The following is a 24997-nucleotide window of genomic DNA, read 5'->3' as shown; positions in this document are numbered from 1 at the left end:
GGTGGGTAGGCCGCCGTGGGGAAGCCCGGTGGAGCGGCCTCCGTGCGGCGGGGGTACTCCCGGCAGGGCGCACGTGGGCCCGGTCGTACGGGCGGCCGTGTGCCGTGTACGGGTGCTGCCGCGGGTCAGGCGCCCAGCGGGGCCGCCTCCCGGGCTGCGGCGACGAACGCGCGGATCCGGTCGTGGTCCTTGACGCCGGGGGCGGACTCGACGCCGCTGGAGACGTCGACGCCCCAGGGGTGGGCCAGCCGGATGGCCTCGCCGACGTTGCGCGGTGAGAGCCCGCCGGCGAGGAGCCACGCGCCATCCGGGCGGGACGCCTCCAGCAGGGTCAGGTCCCAGGACTCCCCGGAACCGGCGCGGGGCGAGTCGAGGAGCAGCACCTCCTCGCCGTAGGCGCCCACGCGGGTGTCGGGCCGCTCGCTGAGTGACGTGGCCCGCCACAGACGGGGGAAGACAGCGGCGGCGGCGGCGAAGTCCTCCTCGCCGTACGCCGATCCGTGGAGCTGGAGTGCGCCGAAACCGAGGTCCGCGGCGATGCGGGCGGCTTCGGCGGCCGGGGTGTCGTTGACGACGAGCACGGACCGCACCTGAGGAGGCATGTGCGCGGCGAGCCGCACGGCGCGGTCCCGGTCGAGCCCGCGCACGCTGGTCCCGCTGATCACCAGACCCAGGGCGTCGGCACCGGCTTCCACCGACACGTCGATGTCGGCGACCGTCCCCAGCCCGCACACCTTGACGAACACGCATCTCTCCTCTGCTGGCCTCCGGCGTGGCGCCTTGAGCCTACTCACCTCGGGAGGGCGGTGATCACGACGTACCCGCGGGGTGGGGCACCGGTCCGCCCCGGGCCGGGTCGGAGCAGCACCCCAGCGGCCTGCGGCCCCGATCCGGTCCCAGGCCCTGCTCCGGCTCCGGCCCCGGTCCCGGTCCCGGTCCCGGTCCCGGCCCCAGCCCCGGCCCCAGCCCCGGCTCTGGCCCCGGCCCCAGCCCCACCCCCGGCTCTGGCCGCCAGTGGACGACGGTCTACGCCCGCACCGATTCCAGGCGCAGCCGTACGCTCGGCCAGGGTGGCGGCTCGGCCGGGCCGAACCAGACCCGGACGTCCTCACCGGTGCGGACGGGAAGACGGGGGAAGTCGTTCTCGGCGTGTTCGGTGCGGTGCAGCGCATGGTCCGGGTCCAGATGCCGTGCGGCGTACGCGTCGAAGGCGGCGGCGTCGGCGGGGTGACAGACGGTCGCGACGACGTCACCGGTGCCGGGCCGGGGGGAGAAGCCGGGACCGCGCAGCAGCAGCACGTCGTCACTGTCGACCATGGTGGCGTTGGCCGCGTCGCGGTGTTCCCGCCAGACCGGACCGCCGTAGAACGCCTCCAGCGCGCGCCGACGGTGTGCCATGTCGGGGAAGGCGCGCAGCCAGACGAAGCGGTCCGGGTCGTCCAGGTCGCGGAAACGGCCTCCGACGGTGATGCCGGCCGCCTGCTGGCCGGTCACGAACTCGCGCTCGAACAGCTCGATCAGGGTCTCCCGCGCTCCGGGGAACAGGGTGTACTGGCGAAGCTCGACGATGCTCATGCCTCGGCCTGTCCCGTGCGCGTGAACTCCATGATCCAGTTCAGCTCCCAGGTGCGGCCTTCGTCAGGGGAGAACTCCTGCTCCCACCGGGCGCCGTCCGCGCCGAGGCGGTGCCAGACGAAGTGCACGTGGATGCGGCGGCCGTCGTAGGTGTCCTCGCCGTGGAAGTCGCCGCGGTCTCCGGCGAAGCCGCCGACCACCGGCGGGTCCAGGCGGCCGGTGCGGCTGTCGGACCAGTGGATCGCCCAGCGTTCCGTCTCGCGGTCGAACAACCGCAGGGTCACGCCCTGGCGGCCGAGGGTCGGGAAGGTGATCTCGTCGATGTTGCCGGCGCCGCCGAAGAGCGGCCGGACCACCGCCTGGCCGGGGAACTCCACCCAGGTGGCGGGGCCCGTGCCGAGGGGTGCGGCGAGGCGGCGGTTGGCCACGTCCCAGGAGCCGTGCAGGAAGTCGAAGTCGTTCATGCGCCGCAGGTTAGGGCCGGTCCACTGACATCCAGTGTCAGTGGATACTGGCGAGATGCGTGCGAGCCGGATGGTCACCCTGCTTCTCCTGCTCCAGAACCGCGGCCGGATGACGGCGCGGGAGCTGGCCGAGGAACTGGAGGTCTCCGTCCGGACGGTCTACCGGGACGTCGAGGCGCTCGGCGCCGCCGGCATCCCCTTGTACGGAGCCGCCGGGCACGCGGGCGGCTACCGCCTCGTCGACGGCTACCGGACCCGGCTCACCGGGTTGACCGCGCAGGAGGCGCAGGCCGCGTTCCTGGCCGCTCTCCCCGGCGCCGCTGCCGAGCTCGGTGTCGGCGAGGCGCTCGCTTCCGCCCAGCTCAAACTGCGGGCCGCGCTCCCGGCGGAGCTGCGCGAGCACGCCGAGCGGATCCAGCAGCGCTTCCTGCTCGACGCTCCCGGCTGGTACGGCGACGCCGACCGCACGCCCCACCTGGCCGCGGCGGCCGCCGCGGTGTGGGCACGACGGGCGGTGGTCCTGCGGTACCGGCGCTGGCGGGCTCCGGAGGAGATCGAACGGCGGGTGGAGCCGTACGGGCTCGTCCTGAAGGCCGGCCGCTGGTACCTGGTCGCCGGCGGGCCGACGGGGACGCGCACCTACCGGATCGACCAGATCCTCGCACTCGGCTCGCTGGAAGAGGAGTTCGCAGCCCCGGAGGATTTCGACCTGCCCACGTACTGGAACGGCTACCTCGCCGACTTCCGGGCGCGACTCCACACCGGGGAGGCCCTCGTCCGCCTCACCCCGGAGGGTGCCCGCCGCCTCGGTGTCGCACCGGGCGGCGACACGTGGACCGAGGCCCGGGTGCCGATCGAGTCGATCGACCACGCGCACGGTGAGTTCCTGCGGCTGGGCACCCACGTCGAGGTCCTGGCCCCCGCCGAACTGCGCGACCGGATCGCCGAGACGGTGCGCACTCTGGCCGCGCGGTACGAGGGGTGACCTCAGGTACTGCCTCCGTGTACCTCTGCGGGCTCCTGCACCGTCCCCGCACCGCCCCGTCGCGCTGCGGCGGCCGGCGCTATGCCTGCGGCTCCAGAGCCGCGAGCAGACACGCGCGGTCGTCCGCGGCCATCGGTCCGTGAGGGGGCGCCTCGTCCTCCACCAGGGCCCGGAGCGCGGAGGCGTGCGCGGCGAAGGCCGACCTGCATGCGGCGCGTTCCGGGTGGTCGGAGTCCGCGCCGAAGAGAAGGACCTGGTGTGCGTCGTCCGCGTCGACGGAACGGGACAGCTCCGCCGCGATGACCAGCAGGTCGATCAGCGCCGAGCGTGTCGCGAGGCCGGGGACACCGGCCAGGCGGATCAGAAAGGGCAGCGCGGCCGGCATCACGGCGCTGGAGTGGAAGATGCCGTCCATGAGGACGCTCTCCAGTGCCGTGACGGCATCGGGCCCGGCCGCCTCGTCGAGGAGGCCCCGGAGCACCCCAGGCATGCCGGCCGGGCACCCGGGGACACGGGACCAGTCGACCTCCGCGAGGCCCTGAAGTGCGGGGTGGTCGCTCGCGGCGACGTCCGCCCTCCGTCCGTGTGCGCTGAGGAATCGGGCGACCGCGGCTTCCTTGACCGCCGCGTCCATGACGCACATCCCCGCAGCCCCCTGTTCCCGTGCCTGTCCATACTCGCCCGACACCGCTCTCGTGGGCCTGGCTCCTCGCGGGACTCTTCCGCGAGGCACGCGTCGGACGCAAGCGCATAACGAGGCGAGAGGTGCCCGGGGACGCGCGTCAGGGAGTGCACGCCGGTGTCGGCGCCTTGCCGGGGGTGGCCGAGGCAATTCGGGCGACTTCTGACGTTTGAGTCGGGCTGTGCGGTGAAGACGGTTTACAGGACATCGATTCACTGACGAGAAGGAATCCATGGGAATCATCGGCTGGATCGTGCTGGGACTGTTCGCAGGAATCATCGCGAAGGCGCTGATGCCCGGACGGGACCCTGGTGGCTTCATCATCACGATATTGATCGGAATTGCCGGCGGTCTGCTCGGGGGATGGCTCGGCAAGGTCATATTCGGTGTCGACTCCATTGACGGCTTCTTCGAGATATCCACATGGGTGGCCGCCATCGTCGGGTCGATCATTCTGCTGGTCCTCTACCGTGTGGTGGCGGGCAGGCGACATTCGTGACTCTCGCCGACAGCTGGGCCCGGCGGCGGCGCCAGAGGCGCCGCCGGCGGATGCTGGCTCACTGGACACCCCGTGCCGTGATGTGCCGCGCTTCCGCGCACATGACGGGATGGGGTGTACGGGTGGCGGTGCGCAGCGGGCGATGGATGGCCGGACGGTGGATACGCACCACGGTCCACGGTGCGATGCCGAAGCGGCTCCGGTTACGGACGTGACCGTCTTGGGGCGCCTCGGGGGCGCCCCGGCAAACGGACACACACCGGACCGGCGGTGCTCTTGAGCGCCGAGAGCGACAGAGCTATGCGGAGGTGAACGGAATGGCTGCTGGAAAGAAGGCCAAGAACGTCGGCCAGAGCGTCAAGGGCAAGGCCAAGGAGGCTACCGGCAAGGCCGTCGGCAACGAGAGCCTGGAGATGAAGGGCAGGGCCGAACAGGCTGCGGCGGACGCCAAGCAGGCCGGCCAGAAGGCGAAGGACACGCTGAAGCACTGAGCGTGATCCGAAGGAGGCTGCCGTCCCCGAGGGACGGCAGCCTCCTTCGTGTCCCGGCCCGACCCCGCGTCCCGGGTTCGGGTGTCCCGGACCGTGCGTCCCGGGTCTTTTCGCGTCGGGTGTCAGCCGGTCACTTCCGGCTGACACCGGGCGGCCCGCTGCAGGCTGACGCCCGGCGGGCCCGCTGCGGCCTGACGCCCGGCGGGCCCGCTGCGGGTTCAGCGCCTGCGGCGGCGGGCCGGGCGCGGTTCCTCTTCGTCCTCGAGATCCTCCTCCTGGTCCTCCCGGAGCTCGTCGTCCGGTTCCTCCTCGTCCTCTTCCTCGGGGCCGTCCTCGTCCTCGTAGGCGTCGTCGTACTCGCCTTCGCCGGCGGCCTCGTCCTCGTCCTCGCTCGTTTCGTCGTCTTCCGCGTCGTCGTACGCGTCCTCGTACCCGTCCTGGTCCTCGTCCTCCTCGTTCTCCGCGCCCCCGCCCTCCTCGTCGTCCTCGTCGTCCTCGTAGGCGTCGTCGTACTCCCCCGGCTCCTCCTCGGAGCCCGGCTCGGATTCCTCCTCGTCCTGTTCCCGCTCCTCTTCGGCGGCGGCCTCTTCTTCCTCCACGGCCTCCTCGTGGCTGCGCACCACTTCGCCGTCGCGGATCTCGCCGCGCCAGCCGTCCGGCTCCTTGCCCGACAGGGTCACGTGGCGGACGTAGTGCTTGAGGTCGAGGCGGAGCCGCCTGCCCTGCGCGCGCCAGATGTTGCCGGTCTTCTCGAAGAGACCGGAGGGGTAGTACTCGACGACGACGAGGACACGGGTGAGGGACGGGGCGAGTTCGTGGAAGCTGACGCATCCGCGCGTCGTGCCCTTGGCTCCGGAGGAACTCCACTCGATGCGTTCATCGGGCACCTGCTCCTGGATGCTCGCCTTCCAGCTGCGGGTGGAGGGGCCGACCTTGACCTTCCAGTCGGTGGTGGTCTCGTCGCTCTGGGAGACACTGCGGACTCCCTTGGCGAACCCGCTGAAGTCCTCGTACTGCGTCCAGTGGTCGTACGCCGTCCTCAGGGGCACGCCGACGTCGATGAACTCGCAGATGTGGGTGGGCTTCGACCCGGCCTTGCGCGAGGACCCCTTGCCGCCCGAGCCGCCGCCGACCAGGCCCTTGACCTTCTCCTTGACGTTGTCGAAGGTGCCGCTGGCGGCCGCCTTGAGCGGGGAGTCGCCCTTGAGGATGCGACCGCCGATGTCGGCGATGGAGCCCGGGTTGTCGGCCGCGTCGGAGAGCTGGTCGGTGAGGTCCCCGAGTTTGTCCGAAGCCTTGTCGGCAAGGTTGTCCGCCTGGGCGGCGAGGTACTGCGAGACCTCCCCGAGCAGCGCGTCCATGCCGGAGCGAGTGCCCGAGTCCTGCTGTGCACGATCCGTGGCCATGGCCCTACCTCCGCGTCGACGACTTGCTCGCCGTGGTCTTCTTCGCCGGCGCCCTCTTCCGGGCGCTGCTCGCGGGCTTGCTTCCGGCGGTCTTCTTCGCGGCCGTCTTCTTCGCCGGCGGCCTGGAGGCCGTGGTCTTCTTCGCCGCGCCCCGGCCTCCTGCCGCCGTCTTCTTCGCCGCGGTCTTCTTCGCGGGCGCCTTCTTGGCGGGTGTCTTCTTCGCGGCCGTCTTCTTCGCCGTACCGGTACGAGAAGAGGGCGCCTTCTTGGCGGGTGCCGCCTTCTTCGCGGGGGTCCGGCTGCCGGCCGACGCGGACTTCTTGGCCGGTGCCCGGGTCCCGGACGCGGCCGTCTTCTTCGCGGTCGTGCCGGTGGTCGTCTTCTTGGCCGCGGTGTCCGACTTCTTCGCCGACCGCCCACGGGATGTGGACGACGTGGACGAGGCCGGACTCTTCCGAGCCGACGGCGCACGCGCGGACGAGCCGCTGCCCGACCCGCCGGACCGTGAGCCGCCGCGCCGCGAGCGCTTCGCGGGCGCCTCGTGCGGGGGCTCCTCCTCGGCCTCTTCCTCGTCGGCCTCCTCGTCGTCGTCCTCGTCCTCCGCCGGGAGCTCCTCCGGCTCTTCCTCGTCGTCTGTGTCCTCGTCCTCGTCCTCGTACGGCTCTTCCCGCTGCTCCTCTTCGTCCTCGTCCTCGTCATAGGGCTCGTCGTCGTAGTCCTCGTACTCCTCCTCGTCCTCCTCCTCGCGGGCGCCCCGGCCGTTGGTGAGTTCGAGGGTGCGCTGGTGCATGGAGTCGGCGAGCTCGGAGAGCTGGCGGTTGGCCGCGGCGGTGAGGGCCTTGCGGCCGGCCTGCAGCGCCTCGCCGCGGAGTTGCTCGGTGAGTTCGGCGGTCTGGGGCATCTCGCCGAGTTTGCGCAGCCCCTCCGTGAGGAGCTGCCCGGGCTGGAGGCTGAACCTGCGACCGGCGAGGTAGGTCGCCAGTGACAGGGCCATGCGGCCCTTCTTCGTGCGGCCCAGGAGATAGCCTCCCGCGACGGCCGCGCCCAGGGCGATCTTGGTCGTGTCCTCCATCAGCCTCGTCCTTCCAGGGTGAGAGGAGCCGACATCAGTGACGGGTCCGGCCCCGGCGTTCGGGGCCCATATGTGCTGGCTGCTCGCCAGGGCTTCGGATATGCGGTGATATTCCAAGAAAGTTCTGTTTGCCTGAATGGCCTTCGCGTCCACGGGGAGATGCCGAGGGAATGGAGATCGGATTCGCGAAGGAAGCAGATGACCACGCCAGGACCGGAGCGCCGCCGACGCCGTCCCACCGAGGACGACAGCGGCACCGGAAGGACGACCAGGCCCGCACGCAAGGCGGCGGGCTCCCGGAAGAAGGGAGCGCCGAACGCCGCGGAGGCGATACGGGCCGCGGCCGAGCAGTTGTCGCAGTTGCTCGGCCGGCTCCCGGAGTCGGTGACGTCGCTGAAGCCGACGGACGACGGCTGGGAGGCGGTGGTGGAAGTGGTCGAGCTCGAACGGATCCCTGACACCACCAGCGTCATGGGCAGCTACCGCGTCGAGCTGGACGGTTCGGGCGAGCTGATCTCCTACGAGCGCACCCGGCGATACAGCCGGGGCATGATCGACCGGCCGGGCAGCTGAGGCCGCGGGGCCGGCGAAGGGATACGCCATGACGGTGATGCCCCAGGGGGCGAGCGCAGCTCCCGCACGCGGCGGCGGGGCGGCCACGAGCAGCCTGTACGACGTCCTGGAACTCATCCTCGATCGCGGGCTGGTCATCGACGTGTTCGTGCGGGTCTCCGTGGTCGGCATCGAACTGATCAAGATCGACGCGCGGATCGTGGTGGCCAGCGTGGACACCTATCTCCGCTTCGCCGAGGCGTGCAACCGCCTCGACCTCGAAGCGGGCCGCAACGCCCCGGCCCAGCTCCCCGACGTCGTCGGCAAGATGGTCGAGGGCGGCAGCCGGGGCAAGACCAAGGGCGCGCTCGGCGGCGCGATCGACGCGGTGACCCAGTCGTTGTCCGGTGGAGGGGACGACGAGGAGGAGGAAGAGGAGAACGAGGAAGCGGAGCAGGAAGAGGAGAAGGCGCCTGCTCGGCGGCGGAGGCCCGCGAAGCGGCCGACGCGGCGTGAGAGGGAATGACCATGGCCGTCTACGTCTACGCGGTGACGTCACGTGACCACCCGTGCCGGATCGACGGGACGACGGGCGTCGGCTCCGCCGGACCGGCGCCACGGGTCGTCTCCACCGACGCGCTGCGCGCCGTGGTCAGCGACATCGACGAGGAGATCCGTCCGAAGCGGCGCGACGTGACCGCACACCAGGCCGTCCAGGAACGGCTGATGCAGGACGGAACCCCGCTGCCGCTCCGCTTCGGCTACACCGCCGAGGACGACGAAGCCGTCGTCGCAGTCCTGAAGGAAAGGGAAGCCGCCTACCTGGACGTGCTGGAACGCGTCGCGGGCTGCGCCGAGTACCACGTGAAGGCGTCCATGGCGGAGGACCTCATGCTCCGCAGGATCCTGGACGACCTGCCCGAGGCGAGGCGCCTCAACGAGGAGATCATCGGCGGTTCCCCCGATCCGCGGCTCCCGCTCGAACTGGGCCGGATCGTCGCCACCGAGGTCGAGCTGAGGCGCGCGCAGGCCGCCGAAGGGCTGAGCCGGTCGCTGGCGCCCCTCGGGCGCGCACACGTCCTCCACCCCGCCGCGGGTGACGACTTCCTCGCGCTCTCGCTCCTCGTCGCCCGCGAGGACGACGCGGCCGCGAATGCCCTCGACGGGCAGGCGGGAACCCACGCCGACGGCGTCGAGATCCGGCTGACCGGGCCCCTGCCGCCGTACAGCTTCGTGTCGTAGAACCCCGCCACCGTGCGCGCGTGCGCGCGGCCGGAGCGGAAAGGAGGAACGGGCCATGGGACTTCTCGGCAAGCTCGTCACGTTGCCGCTGGCGCCGGTCCGGACCGTCGTGTGGGCGGCCCAGCGTGTGGCGGAGAAGGCGGAGGGGGAGTACTACGACCCCGCGCCCGTCATGGCCCGGCTCGCCGAGCTGGAGCGCCGGCTCGTCGCGGGTGAGATCGACCAGGAGACCTTCGACCGCGAGGAGGACCTGCTGATCGACCGCCTGGAGGAGATCGACAGGTACCTCACAGGCGACGACACCTAGCAGGCGTGCGGGCGGCAGACGCCCGGCTCCACGCACCAGGCAGACCAGGGAGGCGAACCCACGTGACCGATCCCGCCCGCAGGTTCGGCACCGGCCCGCCCATGACCGGCTACCCGCCGAGCTCCTCGGCGAGCCTCGCGGACATCCTCGAACGCGTCCTGGACAAGGGCATCGTCATCGCCGGTGACATCCGCATCAACCTCCTGGACATCGAACTCCTCACCATCAAGCTCCGCATCCTGATCGCCTCCGTCGACAAGGCCAAGGAGATGGGCATCGACTGGTGGGAACACGACCCGTCCCTCTCCTCGCGCGGCGACTCGCCGTCCCTCGCCGAGGAGAACCGGCGCCTGCGCGCGGAGATAGCCCAGCTGCGCGGAGACGAACCCGTCTCCGTGACCGGCGGCGAGTGGCCCGTCTCCGTGACCGGCGGCGAGGAGCCCGTCTCCGTGACCGGCGGCGAGGAGACCGGCGCGGGCGCCACCGAGGCGGATCCGGAGGAGGAAGCCCGCCCGGCCCGCCGTACGACGAAGCGGAGGACCGCACCATGAACCGGCCGCCGTACGACGAAGCGGAGGACCGCAATACGAACGGGCCGCCCTACGACGAAGCGGAGGACCGCACCACGAACGGCCCCGCGGGCACGGTGACGCTCACCTACGTCTACGCCGTCGCGGCCCCCGCTCCGGCCCTGACCGACCTCCTTCCCGGCCTGACCGGTGTGGCCGGGACCCCCGTCACGCTCCTCACCCCCGCACCCGCCGACGCCGGACCGGTCGCCTTCGTCATCAGCGACGTACCCCGCGCGGAGTTCGCGGAAGAAGTGCTGCCCGGCCGCTTCGAGGACCTGGGCTGGCTGGAGGAGACCGCACGCGCCCACCACCGCGTCATCGAGGCCCTCGCCTCCCACGCCACCGTCCTCCCGCTGAGGATGGCCACGCTGTACGAGGACCACGCCCGCGCCGTGCGGGCGCTGCACGAGCAGAGCCAGCCGTTCGCGACGCAGCTGGCGCAGCTCGCCGCCCACACCGAGTACGGCGTGAAGGTGTACGTACGCCCCGCCGCCGCTCCCTCGGGAACCACGGAACGAGGCGACCGCACACCGTCACCCGCGGGCGGTGACAGCGGGCGCCTCGGCGCCGGTTCCGCGGGCCCGGAGTCGGCCGGACAGGCGTCTGCGGGCCCCGCCTCCGCCGGCGCCGCCTCCGTCAGCCCGGGCAAGGCGTACCTGCAAGCACGGAGAGCCCAGCGAGACGCCCACGAGGACCGTCACCAGCAGGCCGGAACCGCGGCTGACCGCGTCGCCGAGGTCGGCCGCCTGCACTCCGCCCGTCACGTCGCCCACCCGCCGCAGAGCGGCCCCCTCGCCGATGCCTCGACAGGCGAGAACGTCCTCAACGCCGCTTTCCTCGTGCCCGAAGCGGAAGCGGAGTCCTTCACCAGGGCGGTCCGCGCCGTCGCGGACGACCTGCCGGGGGTACTGATCGAACTGACCGGGCCCTGGGCCCCGTACTCGTTCACGGCCCTGCCGCAGTCCCCCGATCCTGCGACGCCTCCGGCGTCCGCCGCCTCACCGTCACGGTCGTCGGACCCGCGCTCATGAGCACCGTCGACCGCCGCGGTTCCGCGCTGCCCGATCGGCAGGTCGCCCTCGTGGACCTGCTCGACCGCCTGCTCGCGGGGGGCGTGGTCATCACCGGCGACATCGTCCTCTCCATCGCGGACATCGATCTCGTCCGGATCTCCCTCCGGGCCCTCGTCACCTCCGCCAGCACGGTCGGAGCCCCCGGGCCGGGACGACAGGACGGCGGTCCGTTCCATGAGCCGTGACCTGCCCGACGTCGGGGCCGTCAGCTCGGCGATGGCCGATGCCGTACGCCTTCTGCCCGCCCTCCCCACCGACACTGCCTCCGCCGCACGGCCGGCCCCCCGGCGTCTCCGTACCGGCTCCGACACGGTCGAGGAGGACCTGGTCAAACTCGTTCTCACGATCACCGAACTGCTCCGGCAGCTCATCGAGCGCCAGGCGCTGCGCCGGGTCGACGCGGGCGACCTCACCGACACGCAGGAGGAGGAACTCGGCGCCACCCTCCTCGCCCTCCACGACCGCATGACCGAGCTCTGCGCGCAGCACGGCTTCGGCCTGGAGGACCTCAACCTCGATCTGGGACCCCTCGGTCCTCTGCTCCCGCCCCCGGAATCGTGATGTCCGGATACTTCATCGGCTTCCGTCCGGGTAGGGGCCTTGAACGAAGGCATGCGAAGGACGGCATGCGAACGAAGGCATGCGAAGGACGGCATGCCAAGGAAGGACGACGCCATGAGCGCCAGCGAGAAGGCCAAGGCCCAAGCCGAGCAACTGGCCGGCAAGACCGTCAGGAAGGCCGCGCACGCGATGCGCGACCGCACCACCGAAGCCAAGGGCGCCGCCTTGGAGACCCGCGGCAAGGCCCGTGAGGCGAAGGAGCGAGGCAAGGACACCTTCAAGCGGTGACCGTCGGCGTGAGCGGCCGTTGTCGGAGGGTGCGGCTATCGTCGCGGCATGACACGAGGGTTCGATCTTGCCGCGTCCCTCGCCGTGGGGGTCGTGGGACGCGAAGGTGCGTGGAGGTTCATACGGGCTTTCGCCGACCACTGGGTCGGACCTCTGACCGACGGGGACGGATGGACGACGGCCGACCTCGCCGCCGCCGAAGAGCGGCTGGGGACGCGACTGCCGGCTGCGCTGCGTGAGGCATATCTGCTGTTCGGGCGGCGGCGGGACCTGACCGCCCACCATGACGTGCTGCTCGCTCCCCACGAGCTCGCTTTCGACGAGGCGGGCGAAGTTCTGGTCTTCCGGTACGAGAACCAGGGCGCGGCCTCCTGGGGCGTACGCCTCGACGACATCGGGGACGACGACCCTGCCGTGGTCGTCCGCGCCGACTTGGCCGACAAGAGCGCCGAGCGGTGGGAAAGCTGGCTGGACCGCTTCTCCCTCTGCTGCGTGGAGATCGTCCTGTCCGAGTCCCTGCATGCGGACGAGCAACTCTGCGACTACCTCGACGCGGACGACCGTGACGTGGAGTCGCTGGCGCAGCACGCCGTTCTCCTGCCCTTCCCGCCGTATCCGAGTAGCTGTGAGGAGGAGGGGATCCGCTGGTTCCTCGGCCGCGATGTCCTCCTGCGCGACGAGGGCGGCGTGGCGATCCTGGCGCGCGGCCGCACGGTGGAGGACCTGAATCGCCTGCGTGACCTGATTCCGGGAGGCTGGGTCAACGACTGCCGCTGACCTGGCGGTTCCTCTCCTGGTGGGCTGCCGCCGCCGATCGTGAGGCCCCCGCGGATGCTGCGGCGTCGCCCACGCGGGTCACCTGCGCTCCTCACCATCCGGGCTCACCCCATCACGGATGCGCCGAACCGTGCTGATGACCGGCGGGATGCGAGGTCTCCACGGCCTTCCCGGTCTCCGCGCCGCGGGGCGGCTGCGTCGGGTGGGGAGCTTCGGTCCGTGGTGGGTGATCGCCGTCGCCGAGGGGACCGACGGCGGCCCCGAGTGCGTACGAGCCGACGAAGACGAGGACCAGCAGGGTCAGGAAACCCCACACGACGGCGGGCGGGCCGAAGGCGCCGCGCCGACGGCGCTCTCCGGGCGCCGGCGGCCGCGAACGCGCTGCGGTTCTGCGTGAGTCGTTCACGTTCGCCCTTTCGGAGGGGTGCGGAGGGTGCCTCGGATCGCGTGCCCCCTCGGAGGAGTCGGGCCCGCGGGCCGTCGGGTTCCGGGAACGGTTCGGGTGCCGCGGTGTCGGCACCCGAACCGTCGGGCGGGTGTGCAGGTCAGGCGAGTACGGGCGCCTTCGTGAAGCGTCGGGGCGGGGGAGGCGTGTTGCCTGATGTGGGCTTCGTGGATGCAGGGTCGGGGTGTTCGTCGCCGCGCAGCAGGGAGACCAGGGAGGTCCGTGCGCGGGCGACGCGGGAGCGGACCGTGCCGACGGGACAGCCGATGGCCTCGGCGGCCTCCGCGTAGGGCAGGCCGAGGAGTTGGGTGAGGACGAACGCGTCGCGTCGTTCGGCCGGGATCGAGGCGAGGAGTTCGGCGAGGGCGACACCGTCCTCGAATCCGGGGAGGCCGAGCGGCTGGGTGTGTTCCGCCTCCGCCTGCCAGTCGTCGCGGTCGGAGAGCCGGGGGCGGGCGGCGGCGTGCCGCAGGCTGTCGACGACGGTGCGGCGGGCTATGGAGAGGAGCCACGTCCGGGCGGACGAGCGGCCCTGGAACCGGGGAAGGGCGGCGATCGCGCGGAGGAACACCTCCTGGGTGAGGTCGTCGGCTGCCTGACGGTCGGCGCTCAGGTAGGCCACGTACCGCCAGACGTCGCGGTGCAGCGCGCGGACGAACAGATCGGCCTTCGCCGGGTCGCCGTCCCGCGCGTCGAGCGCGAGCCGGGTCGTCGCCGCGTCGGTGTCGGCGTCCGGTGTACGGGGGGACCGGGAGGGTTTCCGCGGTCGCTGGACGAGGCTGTCGTGGGCAGGAGTCATCGCCACAAGTCCTTACGAGGCAAGGGGAATTCGGCGGCGCGCACGGAAGCGCGGGGTTGCCGGTGAGGGGTCGCGGCCCGCCGTGGAGGCGCGGCCGGTGCCCGGGTGACGGCGGGGAGGTCGTGCGCCGTACGAGCCCGGGATGCCTGCTGTCAGGAGACAGCGCGGACCCGTGGGGGACCTCGGGTGATGACGGAATGGGCGAGGAGAAGCGGCCCGGGCGGGCGCTCGTCGGACGCGCGGGCCCGCCGGATCCGAGGGTGCGGCAGGGGCGCGGGGACGGCGGCGGCGAGGAGGAGCAGCGGCGACCACGGGGGCCGGAAGTACCAGAGGGGGAGGGAGCGTGCGAGGCGGAAGACGGCGCGCTCGCCGTACGCCATCCACAGGCCGCTCAGAAGCGCGGCGAGAAGGTGGGCCGACAACATGCCCAAGGAGGAGGACATGTTCGTCATGTCCGGAGCAGCGGCTTGGTGCGCGCCGGCCGGGGAGCCGGACGGCACGTGGCCCATGGCCAGGTGCGCTCGTGCTGTGGCGTCCAGGGCGGTGTGCGCCAGGCCCGCGTGTCCCATGGCCTCGTGCGTCATGCCCACAGGGCTCAGGTGGCCCATGTGACCCATGGCCCCGTGGCTCATGGCTGCCTGGTCCCTCGCCATCCCGCTCGGCCACGCGAGGCCCACACCGGGCTGCGCCGAAGGGGCGGGGTCGTGTCGCTGTGACCAGGAGAACGCGAAGTGCAGCGCGCTCTGTACGGCCACGGTGGCCGCGGTCACGGCTAAGAGCCCGCGTTCGCGCCCCGCCAGGAACCAGGCGACGGCGAACGTGCCGACCGCTGCCGGAGCGAGGACGGCGGACGGCAGGTCGTGCCCCGACATCAGGACGTGGCCGGTGGCCGCGAGCAGCACGCAGACGGCCGCGAACATCGCGGCCCGCGCTCCTCGCGAACATCGGCCTGGTGTCATGGCGCGCCCATCCTTGCACCTCTGCGGAGGCATGAGGGCGGGTACGGCGGTGAAGGCCGCCCCCTCGACCTGTCGGGCTCATGAGTACGCGACTGTGGCGCGCCCCACAAGGGCGCCATGGGAACTTTCCGGGCTCCCGCAACGACTTCTGGACGTCGACGACGGGCGTTCCGCCTGCCGCGCGGGAGGGGGGACGGCGTGAAGTCCGCAGGTACGGCGGCATCCGTGGCAAAGCCGGGAAGCCGGTCCGAAGGCGCCGGCGTGCCGCGCGGCCTGACCGCGCTGCTGACGACGGCGATGGCCTTCTCGATGATGCAGCTGTTCCTGCTGGGGGCGCTCGGGCCGCGGCTCGTCGACGGCCTGGGCGTGTCGGAGACGCTGCTCGGGCTGACGACCACGGTCGGGTTCGGCACCGCCGCCCTGCTGTCCCCGGCCGGCGGCCGGATCGTCGACCGCGCCGGCCCCCGGCGCGCTCTCGTCGCGCTGCTCGCGATCTCGGGCGTCGCGCTCGGTCTGATCGGCGCGGCCCCCGGACCCGCGCTGCTCCTCGTGGCCGTGGCACTCGGCGGCCTCCCGCAGGCGCTGGCCAACCCCGCGACGAACAAGGCGATCCTGGCGGCCGTCCCCGCGCCACGCCGGGGCTCGGTGACAGGAGCCAAACAGTCCGGCGTCCAGCTCGGCGCCTTCGTCGCGGGGCTTCCCCTCGCGGCCGCAGCCGGGCTCCTCGGCTGGCGGGGCGCGGTGGGGGTGGCGGCCGTCGCCGCGATCGGCGCCGCCCTGTGGGCCTGGCGCGCGCTGCCGGCGGACCCGCCGCCGCAGCCCGCCGTCGCCGCCCGTGCGCCGACGGAATCCGGCAGCCCGGTTCCCTGGCTCGCCGGGTTCTCGGTCTTCCTCGGCGCGGGCATCGCCTCCGTCAACACCTACCTCGCGCTCTTCGGCGCCCAGCGCCTGGGCATGGGTCCGACGGTCGCGGGCGCCCTCGTCGCGGTCCTCGGCGTCGCCGGAATCGCCGGACGCGTCGGCTGGTCCCGTGTCGCCACGCCGGGGCGTGCCCCGTGGCTTCCCGGGCTCCTCGCGGGCGGAGCGGTCGGCGCCGCCCTCCTCCTGGCCGTCTCCGTCCGTGTCGAGCCCCTCGTGTGGGTGGCCGCCGTGGCCGTCGGCGTCCTCGCCGTGTCCGGCAACGCGGTCTCGATGGTCCTGGTGATGCAACGCTCCGCACCGGGACGGGCCGGACGGGACTCCGCACGCGTCGCGGCCGGTTTCTTCGCCGGCTTCGCCGTCGGCCCCCCGCTCTTCGGACCGCTCGCCGAACGCGGCCGGTACGGGGACGGCTGGGCCCTGGTCGCCGCGGAGTTCGCCGCAGCCGCGGCCGTCGCCCTGCTCTGGGCGGTCAGGGACCGCCGTACGAGCGCGGCGGGTGCGGCATGACCACGGGCGGAAACGGCCGGGTCGGCGCGGGTGGAGTCGACCGGGACGGCGCGGACGGGGTCGACCGGGGCGGCGCGGACGGTGGGCAGCGGGCCGGCCTGGACCGGAGCACAGGTCAGGAGCGTGAGGACCGTGGCCGGTCAGGGGAGGGCAAGGCCGGGACGCTACGGCGTGACGGGAACGGGTGGCGAGTGGGGAACGGCGACTGGGCAGAGGAGGCGCTGAGCCTCCTGTTCCGCCGGGTGCGCGAGACCGCCGGCCAGACGGACGGACGCTTTCCCCTGTACGCCGACCCGGAGAACGGCCGCTGGACGACCACCGGACGCGGCTCGTGGACGGGCGGCTTCTGGGCCGGGCTTCTCTGGCTCCGGGCCCGCCGTTCGGGCGGCGACGCGGACCGTGCGGCGGCGGCCGCCGCCACGGCCCGGCTCGCGCCCTGGGCCGACGCCGACACCGCGACCCGTGGCCTCATCCTCTGGTACGGGACCGCCCTCGCCCCGCACGACGACCGGGCCTCCGCGCTGCGCGCCCGGGCGGCGAAGTCCGCGCTCGCCGCGTGGGACCCGGCCCTCGGCGTGGTGCCGTGGGGCGCCGCTCTCGGCGGACCGCGCCTGCGGGCCCGCGCGGACGGCGTCCCCGGCCTCGTCCCTCTCCTGGCCGAAGCCGGACCGCACGGTGAGGAGGCGGCCGCCGCACACCTGCACCGGCACCTCGACCTCTGTCTGCGGGCGGCGGGGCAGGAACGGCCTCGGCCGGCGTGGCGCTGGGAGGCGGCACGAGGAGGCTGGGAGGCGGCAGCCGACCCCGGGCCCGGATGGACCCGGGGCGAGGCGTGGCTCCTGCTGGCCGTCGCCGACGGGCTGCTGCTCGCCGACGGCCGGAGCGGACGGACCGACGCCGCCGAGGGGTGGCGCAGGGAGCTGCTGGCCGCGCACGCCGAACAGCTGCTGAGGCGAGGGGAGTTCCTCGACGGCCCCCTCGTCCCGACCGCCGACGCCGGCGACCGCGACGGCCCCCTCGACACCTCGGCTGCCGCCATCGACGCCGTCGCCCTGCTCAAGCTCGCGCGCCTCCCCGAGGTCCCGTCGTCGACCACGTGTGCGGCCCGGGCGGAGGCCGTACTGCGCCGGCTCGTGGACGCCCACGTCACCCGACCGGGCGGGACACGGCCCTCCGGCATGCTCCTGGACGGCTGCTACGACGCCAGGGGCGGCACGGCCGTCCGGCATGAACTCGTCTGGGGTGACTTCTTCCTGGCCCTCGGCCTCACGGCCCTCGTCGGCGGCGTGGACCTCACCCGGGTGTGACACCGGCGTCGGCCCGCGCGCTCCGGAGCACACGCCGTGCGACGGAGGAGACATGCTGCTCGTCGGGGCCGTCGAGGATCCGTGCCGTGCGCCCGGTCCGGAACAGCGCGGGAAGGGGAGTGTCGGGGCCGAGCCCGGCCGCGCCGAAGACCTGGATCGCCCGGTCGGCCACCTCCTGGAGGGCGCGGGCCGCCGCCGTCTTCGCCAGCCCCACCTCCACCTGGGCGTCGCGGCCCTCCGCGACCAGCGCCATCGCCTCGTACACCAGCGGGCGGGCGGTGCGGAGGGACAACAGCGATTCGAAGACGTGCTGCTGGACGAGCTGGCGGTCCGCGAGGGGGCCGCGGGCACCCTGCCGCTCGGCCGCTCGGCCGCACATCAGGTCGAAGGCGCGCTGAGCCTGTCCGATCCACCGCAACGCGCGCAAGGTGCGCCCCAGTCGAAGGCGCTCGCCCGCGATGGTGAGGGCCTGACCGGCTTCGCCCACGAGATGGTCCTCGTCGATCTCCACCCGGTCGCACGCGATCTCGTACTGGCCGGTGGAGCCGAGGACGGGCAGATCACGCACCACGCGGAAGCCGGGGGAGCGGGTGGGGACGAGGAGCAGGGACAGGCCGTCCCGGTCGCCGACGGCGCCGCTCGTCCGGGCGAGCACCGTCACCAGGTCCGCGCCCCGGGCGTTCGAGACGAACCACTTGCGCCCCGTGACCACCCAGCCGCCCCCGCGCCGCCGCTCTGCGCGTGTGGCGGTGAGGAGCGGTTCGGTGCCGGGGGTGCCGGGCTCCGTCATCGCGTAGCACGTGCGGAGGTCGCCCGACACGAGACGGCGCAGGTACTCCGCGCGCACACGCGCGGAACCGTGCCGCGCCAGCATGGTCACGTCGAGCAGGGGTGCCGATCCGAGGGCGACCGGGCCGTGGTCGCTGACGCCTTCGGTCTCGGCGAGAGCGGCGTAGGCACTCAACGACACCCCGCCACCGCCCAGTTCCACCGGCAGAGGCAGCGCCCACAGCCCGGCCTCGCACGCCTCCGCGCGAAGGCGGCGCAGCGTCTCGGTGGCGCCCGGGCCGCCCGCGTCGAGCTGTGTCTCGTGCGGGATCACCCGCTCGTGGACGAACGCGGACACGCGTTTCCGCAGCAGGCCGAGATCGGTGCCGGCACCTGCCGCGACGTCCCCCTCGACTCCGACTCCGACTCCGACTCCGACTCCGAGTCCGAGTCCGAGTCCGGCGGCCCCGGCCCGACCCTCTTCCTCGACCCGGACTCCGATCTCGTCCCCTGCTTCGCTCTCACGTCGCCCATCCTCGGCCGCCGATACGTCATGCTCCGTCACTGTTTCCTCCGTCTTGGGAACTCGACAGAACACGCGTCCGACTGCCTGCCCGTGGAAGTGGTCGGCCCTGACCGGCCGCCAGTTCCCGCGACCGCACACGTCTCCGCGCGGGTCACCGCCGCGCGAGGAGAGGAGAGGCATGGCGCCACCAGCGACCGCGCACACCCCCGGCCACCGTCCGCTCGACGTCGCGCGTCCCCTCGACGCCTTGCGGTACGACGTCGGAGGGCCTCCGGCCATGACGCGGGTGGTCGCCGACCACCTGAGGCGCCTGGGCGGCCGGGTGCGGGCCACGGACGCGGACGGGATCACCCTGGGCGGCGACGGGTTCCAGGAGGTCCGTGCCCGTACCGCGTGGGGCGCCCACGGATCCGGCATCGAGGACGAGGCCACCGCTCAGGCCGCCACCGGGGTGATGGCCGTGCACGGCCGCCGGCACGGCTCCCCGCGCGGCCTGGGCGTCGACTTCCTGGCGACGGCGACCGGCGTGGTCACCGTCCAGGGACTTCTCGCCGCCCTCGTCGCCCAGGCCCGCGGCGGCGACGGGCCGAGGCGGGTGGCGACCACCGTGGACCGGACGGGCCTGCTCACCGTCTCCCAGTACCTGGCCGCGTCGGGGGCCGACGAGCCCGAGGCCGTACCGCTGCTCGCCGGGGGGCCTCCGTTCACCTCCGCCGACGGGCACCTCTTCGAGCTGGAGACGCTCGATCCAGGGGCGTGGGCGGAGTTCTGGCGGGCCCTCGACGCCGACGCGCACGCGATCAGGGAGGGCTGGCGGCCCTTCCAGTTCCGGTACGCCACGGCCTGCGCGCCCTTCCCGGTGTACCTGCACCAGGTGACCCGCAGGCACTCCCTCGACCGGATACGGCAGGCCGCCCTGGCGTCCGGTGCCGAGGTGTGCGTCCTGCGGACCCTCGCGGAGCGCGCGACGGAGGACGACGGGGCGGACCCCTGGTCCGTACGGGCACTCCTCCCCGGCGCTCCGGCGGCAGCGCCGCCGCCCGTCCGGCCGCCGCGGCCGCTGGAGGGACTCACCGTCCTGGAGGCCGGTCGCCGCATTCAAGCACCGCTGGCGGCACACTTGTTGGGACTGCTGGGCGCCCGTGTGGTGAGGATCGAGCCGCCGGGCGGCGATCCGCTGCGCGGCATGCCGCCGGCGTGCTCCGGCGTCTCCGCGCGCTGGCTCGCCCTCAACCGGGGCAAGGAGTCCGTCGAGATCGACATCAAAGCGCCCGCCGACCGCCGCCGACTGCGGGAACTCGCCGCCGAGGCCGACGTGTTCCTGCACAACTGGGCCCCGGGCAAGGCCGCCGCACTCGGTCTCGACGCGGGTGACCTGGCCGCGGTGAACCCCGCCCTCGTCTACGCCTACACGGGCGGCTGGGCGGACCGGATCGCGGACGCGCCCATGGGGACGGACTTCATGGTGCAGGCCCGTACCGGTGCCGGCGAGGTCGTCCACCCCGAGGGCGAGGTGCCGGCGCCGTCGCTCATGACCCTGCTGGACGTGCTCGGCGGCCTGCACGGCGCCGAGGCCGTCCTCGCCGGACTCCTCCTGCGCGAGCGCACCGGCCACGGTGTCCGCGTCGACTCCTCGTTGCTCGGTGCCGCCGACACCCTGCTCGCTCCGGCCCTGGAGCGGGTGCGCCGCGGCGTCGATCCGCGGGCGACCCCCGGGTTCCGCCGTCCGGCACGGACGTCCGACGGGTGGATCGCGCCGAGCGACGCCAGCGCGGCGGCCACCGCCGCGTACGACCTGGGCGGGATGTGCACCGAGGACGCCCTGCACCAGCTGCGGTCGCACGGACTGACCGCCACCGCCGTCACCACCGACCTGTCCGCCCTCTCCCATGACCCGCGCCTGTCCGGCTCGATCAGCCGGGACGCGCACGGTGCCCCCGTCGTTCCCGCCCCCTGGAGCCTCGCGTGACCGTCACCCTCACCGACCTGCTGCCCGCCGGACTCCGCCGCTCGTGGGCGGTCGACGGCACGTGCCCGGACCTCGACCTCTACAGCCTCTTCCGGGCGCGTCAGATAGCCGACCTGCACCGCACGGCGGTCCACGACGCCAAGGGGACGCTCTGCTACACGGCGCTGGACCGCAAGGTCCGATGTCTGGCCGAAGGACTGCGCGGGCTCGGTATCGGCCCCGGGGACGTCGTCGCCGTCCAACTCCCCGACGGACGGAACGCCGTGATCGCCGACCTCGCCGTCGCCGCCCTCGGCGCGGTCGTCCTCCCCTTCCCGGTCGGGCGCGGGGCCGTCGAGGCGGAGTGCCTGCTGCGCCGGGCGGAGGCCGTCGCCGTCCTCGTCGCCACGGAGCACCGGGGCCGGGCCCACGCCGCCGATCTCGCCGCCCTCGCGCCGGCGCTGCCGGCCCTGCGGCACGTGATCTCCGCAGGACCGGGCGCGCCTCCAGAAGGAACGATTCCGCTCAGAGAGCTCCTGCGGACCGATCCCACCGGTTTCGTCGCCGCCCGGCCCGACCCCGACGGCGCCGCCCGCATCCTCGTCTCCTCCGGCTCCGAGTCCGAGCCGAAGATGGTCGCGTACTCGCACAACGCCCTCGCCGGAGGCCGCGGAAACTTCCTCGCCTCCCTCATGCCCGACGACACCCCTCCGCGCTGCCTCTTCCTCGTCCCGCTCGCGTCCGCCTTCGGCTCCAACGGCACGGCCGTCACCCTGGCCCGGCACGGTGGCTCCCTCGTCCTGCTCGACCACTTCACCCCCGAGGCCGCGCTGGCGGCGATGCGCGCCCACGCGCCCACCCACGTCCTCGGCGTCCCGACGATGATCCGGATGATGCTGGCGCACCTGGAAGCGGCGGGGGACACGGGGGAGGGCGTCCCCGCGCCCACGGCCCTCGTCGTCGGCGGCGCCCCCCTCGACGAGGCCACCGCGTCCGCCGCCGCCGAGACCTTCGGCTGCCACGTCGTGAACCTGTACGGATCTGCCGACGGCGTCAACTGCCACACCGGCCTCGACCACAGGATCCCGCCCACGGACGGCGCCGGCGTCGTCGCCGGACGGCCCGACCCGCGCGTCGCCGAGATCCGGGTCGCCGCCCCCGACACCCACGAGGCGCTCCCGGAGGGGCAGACCGGCGAGATCGTCTCGCGCGGGCCGATGACGCCGCTCTGCTACGTCGGCTCCCCGGAGCTGGACGCCCGCTACCGCACGCCCGACGGCTGGGTCCGCACCGGCGACCTCGGCTACCTCGACGACCGCGGCGTCCTGCACGTGGTCGGAAGGCTCAAGGACGTCGTCATCCGCGGCGGCGCCAACATCAGCCCGGCCGAGGTGGAGCACGAACTCGCCGCCCACCCCGCGTTGCGGGACGTGATCTGCGTGGGCGTGCCCGACCCGTTGATGGGGGAACGCCTGGTCGCCTGCGTGGTCCCCCGGGGCGCCGAGCCGCCCACGTCCGACGAGCTGAGCTCCTACCTCACCGCCCGCGGTACGGACCGCCACAAGCACCCCGAACACGTCCTCGTCGTGGACGCGCTGCCGCTCACCGCCGCGGGCAAGCCCGACCGCGCCTCCCTCCGGCGTCGAGCGGCCGACGTGGCGGGAACCCTCCCGGGCGGAGTGCCCACGCGCCGAGGCGAGGAGAGGGAGCCGGCCACCGCCGCCCCCGTCCCGGGATGAGCGAAGGGGAGGGGCGCGCCGACGCGCGTCCCTCCCCCGTGCCCCATGGGCCGCGGGTCAGGCGGAACCCATGGCCTTCTTCAGCTCGGCGGCCGCCTTCCGGTACACCCCGAGCAAGTCCAGGTCCTCTCCCGGGTAGTTGACGATCATCACCTGCTTGGCGCCCGTGTCGGGCAGCACGGGCCCGGTCGACATGTGCGCGTTGTCGAGGACGAACGCGGGTTTCTTCGACGACAGTTCGGCGAGCTGGGCCGGCGTGACCGGCTCGGGGCCGTACGTGCCCACCGAGGTCGCCCCGGCCAGGCCCGCGGCCCAACCGGTGAAGACCTGGCTGACGGCGGTCGGGCTCTTCCCCTCCGGCCAGGCCGACTTGAGGTCGCCGTTCAGCTGGGCGACCTCCGTGCCGAGCCGGGTCTTGAAGCGGTCCGCGGCGTCCTTCGTACCGAACAGGCCCCCGAGGCGGACGACCTCGGCGCCCGCCTTCGCCGGATCGTTGTCGAGATTCACCTCGACCAGCCTGGCCTTCGAGCCGGCGGCCTCCTTGATCTTCTCCGCGTACGGCTCGAACGGCGCGTACAGCACGAAGTCTGCCTTGGCCACGGCCGCCAGGTCCGACGGCTTGGGATCGTAGTCGGGGGCGTGGTGCACCGACTGCGGCACGATCACCGTGATGTCCTCCGCTCCGGCGGCCTTGGCGAAGGCCCCCTCCCACGTGGTCGTGACGACCACCACCGGCTTGCCGCCGGCCGCCTCGGGGGAGGCGGACCCCGCGGAGTCCTCGCTCCCGCAACCGGTGACGAGCGGAAGCGCCGCGGTCAGTGCGACGAGGGAAGCGATACGGGCGTGACGGACGCGGATGCGCGCCATGAGCTGTTTCTCCGTTCGGGAACGAGATGCGCGGCGAGGACGACGGCCCCCGCCGTGAGGACCAGGACCGGGCCCGGAGGCCAGTCCAGCCAGAGGGCCAGCAGGAAGCCGGCGAGGTTGACCGTGATGCCGATGCCGACCGCCCACAGGGTGATCGACCACAGAGAGCGGCCGAGCCGCCGCGCGGCGAGCGCGGGCAGCAGGGTCAGCGCGTCGACGAGCAGGGCACCCGTCAGCTTGATCGCCCCCGCGACGGCCACGGCGACGAGCACGAGGAGCGCGGTGGTCAGCAGCCGGACGGGGACACCCGAACACTCGGCGAGCTCCCGGTCGTACAGCAGCAGGCCGACGTCCCGCCGCTTCCACCAGAACAGGGACGGGACGGCCACGGCCAGCACGCCGAGGACCACGAGGTCCGCCGTGCCGACCGAGAGGATCGACCCCCACAGCAGCGCGAAGGCGCCCGAGGCGTTGACGCCCGACACGGCGAGCACGAGCAGCGCGGCGGCGATCGCCAGGCTCATCAGCAGCCCCATCGCGCCCGACAGTCCGTCCGGCGTGCGGGCGAGCGGCGCCACGCCCGCGCCGGACAGCGCGCACGCGACCAGGGCGCACAGCATCGGGTCCAGCCCCGTCAGGAGCCCGACGGCGATGCCGAGGAGTGCCACGTGCATCATCGCGAACCGCACCGGCATGATGTCCAGCCCGACGATGATCACCCCGATCACCGGCAGCGCCACGGCCGCCAGGAGCAGGGCCACCGCCGCCCGTCGGACCGGCAGCAGCTGCAGCATGGCCCCGAGATCGGCGGCGGCGAGCGTGTTCACCGGACCTCCCTGAGCCTGCCCGCGGCCATCTCCAACACCCGGTCGCACCGCTCGGCGAGGGAACGGTCGTGCGTGACGACGACGAGCGTCACCGGCAGCGAGGCCAGCACGTCGGCCGCCTCCTCCTGCCCGGCGAAGTCCAGTGCCGCCGTCGGCTCGTCCGCGAGCAGCACCTGCGCCCCGGCCGCGACCGAGCCCATCGCCCGCGCCAGGTACATCCGCTGCAACTGCCCCCCGGACAACGTGTCCACCGGGCGCCCCGTGAACGCGCCGACGCCCAGCCGCTCCGCGGCCTCCACCGCCTCGGCCGGCGCCCCGCTGCTGGCCAGCAACTCGTCCCCGCGCAAAGGAAACCGCCCGACGGCCGGCTTCTGCGGGATCCAGGCACACGACCGCCGCCGCCACGCCCACTCCGCCGCCGTCGCCGCGGACCGCCCACCCACCTGGATCGTGCCGCTCGTCCGCCGGTGCAGACCGAGGACCGCCCGCAGCAACGTCGTCTTCCCGGACCCGTTCGTGCCCGTCAGCGCCACCCGTTCCCCCGCCGCGATCTCCAGGTCGACGTCGGCGACCACCTCGGTACGGCCGTGCCGGCAGGCGACACCGCGCATCCGTATGTCCAGTCCGCCCATTCCGCGCCTCTCCCCGCCGCTGTGCCCGTGCGGTGAGGCAGTCGGACGGAGGGGGCGCCGGGTTCCCGTGCGGCGGCGGGCGAGCGAGGCCGGTGCGGAATCGAGACCCCCGAGCCGGTCACGAGGGCAGCCCCGCTGCCCGTCCACGCGGACGGGCAGGCCGTGTGGACGGTCGAGCGCCGCCGCCGTCGGGAACCGGCGAGGCC

General features: G+C 73.3%; 29 protein-coding genes. 17 read left to right on the top strand and 12 right to left on the bottom strand.

The features are described from left to right. Positions 1 to 125: 125 nt before the first annotated feature. The 3 genes from ACZ60W_RS23455 to ACZ60W_RS23445 form a co-directional block, all read right to left on the bottom strand. Entirely contained in the window at positions 126 to 746 is a 621-nt protein-coding gene (locus ACZ60W_RS23455; RefSeq protein ID WP_469757305.1) for a phosphoribosylanthranilate isomerase, read from the bottom strand. Positions 747 to 1026: 280 nt separating this feature from the next. Beyond that, positions 1027 to 1575, bottom strand: a complete 549-nt coding sequence (locus tag ACZ60W_RS23450; RefSeq protein ID WP_469757304.1) for an NIPSNAP family protein — start codon at positions 1573 to 1575, stop codon at positions 1027 to 1029. Next, on the bottom strand, positions 1572 to 2039 hold the full coding sequence (locus tag ACZ60W_RS23445) for a hypothetical protein (RefSeq protein WP_469757303.1): 468 nt from the start codon (positions 2037 to 2039) through the stop codon (positions 1572 to 1574). Before ACZ60W_RS23445 ends, ACZ60W_RS23450 begins: the two co-directional genes overlap by 4 nt. Positions 2040 to 2094: 55 nt before the next feature. Here ACZ60W_RS23445 and ACZ60W_RS23440 point away from each other — a divergent pair, with 55 nt between their 5' ends. Continuing rightward, positions 2095 to 3024, top strand: coding sequence for a helix-turn-helix transcriptional regulator (locus ACZ60W_RS23440; protein WP_469757302.1), 930 nt, complete (start codon positions 2095 to 2097; stop codon positions 3022 to 3024). Positions 3025 to 3103: 79 nt separating this feature from the next. Here ACZ60W_RS23440 and ACZ60W_RS23435 read toward each other — a convergent pair whose 3' ends face one another. Next, positions 3104 to 3658: a hypothetical protein gene (locus tag ACZ60W_RS23435; RefSeq protein ID WP_469757301.1), complete on the bottom strand. Its 555-nt coding sequence runs from the start codon at positions 3656 to 3658 to the stop codon at positions 3104 to 3106. 280 nt (positions 3659 to 3938) lie between these two features. On the opposite strand from ACZ60W_RS23435, the gene ACZ60W_RS23430 reads away from it, so the two are divergent. Beyond that, positions 3939 to 4205 (top strand): GlsB/YeaQ/YmgE family stress response membrane protein, encoded by a 267-nt coding sequence (locus ACZ60W_RS23430; protein WP_469757300.1) that lies wholly within the window; start codon positions 3939 to 3941, stop codon positions 4203 to 4205. Between the two features lie 317 nt (positions 4206 to 4522). After that, positions 4523 to 4696, top strand: coding sequence for a CsbD family protein (locus tag ACZ60W_RS23425; RefSeq protein ID WP_469757299.1), 174 nt, complete (start codon positions 4523 to 4525; stop codon positions 4694 to 4696). A gap of 218 nt (positions 4697 to 4914) precedes the next feature. Here ACZ60W_RS23425 and ACZ60W_RS23420 read toward each other — a convergent pair whose 3' ends face one another. Both ACZ60W_RS23420 and ACZ60W_RS23415 read right to left on the bottom strand, forming a co-directional pair. Beyond that, complete coding sequence (locus ACZ60W_RS23420; RefSeq protein ID WP_469757298.1) at positions 4915 to 6102, bottom strand: SRPBCC family protein; 1188 nt, start codon at positions 6100 to 6102, stop codon at positions 4915 to 4917. A gap of 4 nt (positions 6103 to 6106) precedes the next feature. Further along, positions 6107 to 7174: a histone protein gene (locus tag ACZ60W_RS23415; protein ID WP_469757297.1), complete on the bottom strand. Its 1068-nt coding sequence runs from the start codon at positions 7172 to 7174 to the stop codon at positions 6107 to 6109. A gap of 198 nt (positions 7175 to 7372) precedes the next feature. On the opposite strand from ACZ60W_RS23415, the gene ACZ60W_RS23410 reads away from it, so the two are divergent. From ACZ60W_RS23410 to ACZ60W_RS23365, 10 genes are all read left to right on the top strand, one after another. Beyond that, entirely contained in the window at positions 7373 to 7747 is a 375-nt protein-coding gene (locus tag ACZ60W_RS23410) for a gas vesicle protein GvpO (RefSeq protein WP_469757296.1), read from the top strand. A gap of 28 nt (positions 7748 to 7775) precedes the next feature. Beyond that, a complete protein-coding gene (gvpJ, locus tag ACZ60W_RS23405) occupies positions 7776 to 8252 on the top strand; it encodes a gas vesicle protein GvpJ (RefSeq protein WP_469757295.1) in 477 nt (158 codons plus the stop codon). A 2-nt stretch (positions 8253 to 8254) separates the two neighbouring features. Beyond that, entirely contained in the window at positions 8255 to 8968 is a 714-nt protein-coding gene (locus ACZ60W_RS23400) for a GvpL/GvpF family gas vesicle protein (RefSeq protein WP_469757294.1), read from the top strand. Between the two features lie 55 nt (positions 8969 to 9023). Continuing rightward, the gene (locus ACZ60W_RS23395) at positions 9024 to 9275 is read left to right on the top strand and encodes a gas vesicle protein GvpG (protein WP_469757293.1); all 252 of its coding nucleotides are present in this window, start codon (positions 9024 to 9026) and stop codon (positions 9273 to 9275) included. A 101-nt stretch (positions 9276 to 9376) separates the two neighbouring features. Further along, positions 9377 to 9826 (top strand): gas vesicle protein GvpJ, encoded by a 450-nt coding sequence (gene gvpJ, locus ACZ60W_RS23390; RefSeq protein ID WP_469757337.1) that lies wholly within the window; start codon positions 9377 to 9379, stop codon positions 9824 to 9826. Continuing rightward, the gene (locus ACZ60W_RS23385; RefSeq protein ID WP_469757292.1) at positions 9823 to 10878 is read left to right on the top strand and encodes a GvpL/GvpF family gas vesicle protein; all 1056 of its coding nucleotides are present in this window, start codon (positions 9823 to 9825) and stop codon (positions 10876 to 10878) included. Before gvpJ (ACZ60W_RS23390) ends, ACZ60W_RS23385 begins: the two co-directional genes overlap by 4 nt. Then, complete coding sequence (locus ACZ60W_RS23380; protein WP_469757291.1) at positions 10875 to 11105, top strand: gas vesicle protein; 231 nt, start codon at positions 10875 to 10877, stop codon at positions 11103 to 11105. Before ACZ60W_RS23385 ends, ACZ60W_RS23380 begins: the two co-directional genes overlap by 4 nt. Further along, positions 11095 to 11481 carry a gas vesicle protein K gene (locus tag ACZ60W_RS23375; protein WP_469757290.1) on the top strand — a complete coding sequence of 129 codons (387 nt, stop codon included), beginning with the start codon at positions 11095 to 11097 and terminating at the stop codon, positions 11479 to 11481. The genes ACZ60W_RS23380 and ACZ60W_RS23375 overlap by 11 nt, the downstream gene beginning before the upstream one ends. A gap of 93 nt (positions 11482 to 11574) precedes the next feature. Further along, complete coding sequence (locus tag ACZ60W_RS23370) at positions 11575 to 11769, top strand: hypothetical protein (RefSeq protein ID WP_469757289.1); 195 nt, start codon at positions 11575 to 11577, stop codon at positions 11767 to 11769. Between the two features lie 48 nt (positions 11770 to 11817). Next, positions 11818 to 12546: an SMI1/KNR4 family protein gene (locus tag ACZ60W_RS23365; protein ID WP_469757288.1), complete on the top strand. Its 729-nt coding sequence runs from the start codon at positions 11818 to 11820 to the stop codon at positions 12544 to 12546. A 545-nt stretch (positions 12547 to 13091) separates the two neighbouring features. Here ACZ60W_RS23365 and ACZ60W_RS23360 read toward each other — a convergent pair. Together ACZ60W_RS23360 and ACZ60W_RS23355 are read right to left on the bottom strand one after the other, a co-directional pair. Further along, entirely contained in the window at positions 13092 to 13790 is a 699-nt protein-coding gene (locus tag ACZ60W_RS23360) for a sigma-70 family RNA polymerase sigma factor (RefSeq protein ID WP_469757287.1), read from the bottom strand. A 152-nt stretch (positions 13791 to 13942) separates the two neighbouring features. Beyond that, positions 13943 to 14749, bottom strand: a complete 807-nt coding sequence (locus tag ACZ60W_RS23355) for a hypothetical protein (RefSeq protein WP_469757286.1) — start codon at positions 14747 to 14749, stop codon at positions 13943 to 13945. Positions 14750 to 14947: 198 nt separating this feature from the next. Between ACZ60W_RS23355 and ACZ60W_RS23350 the strand changes: the two genes are divergently transcribed. After that, positions 14948 to 16177 (top strand): MFS transporter, encoded by a 1230-nt coding sequence (locus ACZ60W_RS23350; protein WP_469757285.1) that lies wholly within the window; start codon positions 14948 to 14950, stop codon positions 16175 to 16177. 191 nt (positions 16178 to 16368) lie between these two features. After that, a complete protein-coding gene (locus ACZ60W_RS23345) occupies positions 16369 to 17484 on the top strand; it encodes a sugar ABC transporter permease (RefSeq protein ID WP_469757284.1) in 1116 nt (371 codons plus the stop codon). Here the strand turns inward: ACZ60W_RS23345 and ACZ60W_RS23340 are convergent. Further along, on the bottom strand, positions 17471 to 18625 hold the full coding sequence (locus ACZ60W_RS23340; protein ID WP_469757336.1) for an acyl-CoA dehydrogenase family protein: 1155 nt from the start codon (positions 18623 to 18625) through the stop codon (positions 17471 to 17473). The genes ACZ60W_RS23345 and ACZ60W_RS23340 overlap by 14 nt on opposite strands. Before the next feature lie 331 nt (positions 18626 to 18956). Between ACZ60W_RS23340 and ACZ60W_RS23335 the strand changes: the two genes are divergently transcribed. Further along, a complete protein-coding gene (locus ACZ60W_RS23335; RefSeq protein ID WP_469757283.1) occupies positions 18957 to 20747 on the top strand; it encodes a CoA transferase in 1791 nt (596 codons plus the stop codon). Further along, complete coding sequence (locus ACZ60W_RS23330) at positions 20744 to 22465, top strand: class I adenylate-forming enzyme family protein (protein ID WP_469757282.1); 1722 nt, start codon at positions 20744 to 20746, stop codon at positions 22463 to 22465. The genes ACZ60W_RS23335 and ACZ60W_RS23330 overlap by 4 nt, the downstream gene beginning before the upstream one ends. Positions 22466 to 22522: 57 nt before the next feature. Here ACZ60W_RS23330 and ACZ60W_RS23325 read toward each other — a convergent pair whose 3' ends face one another. Genes ACZ60W_RS23325 through ACZ60W_RS23315 form a run of 3 tightly spaced genes read right to left on the bottom strand, consistent with a single transcriptional unit; the run spans position 22523 to position 24791 of the window. After that, positions 22523 to 23332, bottom strand: a complete 810-nt coding sequence (locus tag ACZ60W_RS23325) for a metal ABC transporter solute-binding protein, Zn/Mn family (protein WP_469757281.1) — start codon at positions 23330 to 23332, stop codon at positions 22523 to 22525. After that, the gene (locus ACZ60W_RS23320) at positions 23281 to 24159 is read right to left on the bottom strand and encodes a metal ABC transporter permease (RefSeq protein ID WP_469757280.1); all 879 of its coding nucleotides are present in this window, start codon (positions 24157 to 24159) and stop codon (positions 23281 to 23283) included. The genes ACZ60W_RS23325 and ACZ60W_RS23320 overlap by 52 nt, the downstream gene beginning before the upstream one ends. Next, positions 24156 to 24791 carry a metal ABC transporter ATP-binding protein gene (locus tag ACZ60W_RS23315; RefSeq protein WP_469757279.1) on the bottom strand — a complete coding sequence of 212 codons (636 nt, stop codon included), beginning with the start codon at positions 24789 to 24791 and terminating at the stop codon, positions 24156 to 24158. Before ACZ60W_RS23315 ends, ACZ60W_RS23320 begins: the two co-directional genes overlap by 4 nt. Between the last annotated feature and the right edge of the window lie 206 nt (positions 24792 to 24997).

The organism is Streptomyces sp. NPDC104202, from assembly GCF_055584185.1.
The sequence above is the reverse complement of the archived record's forward strand: the minus strand, read 5'-3'. Positions and strand labels throughout refer to the sequence as shown.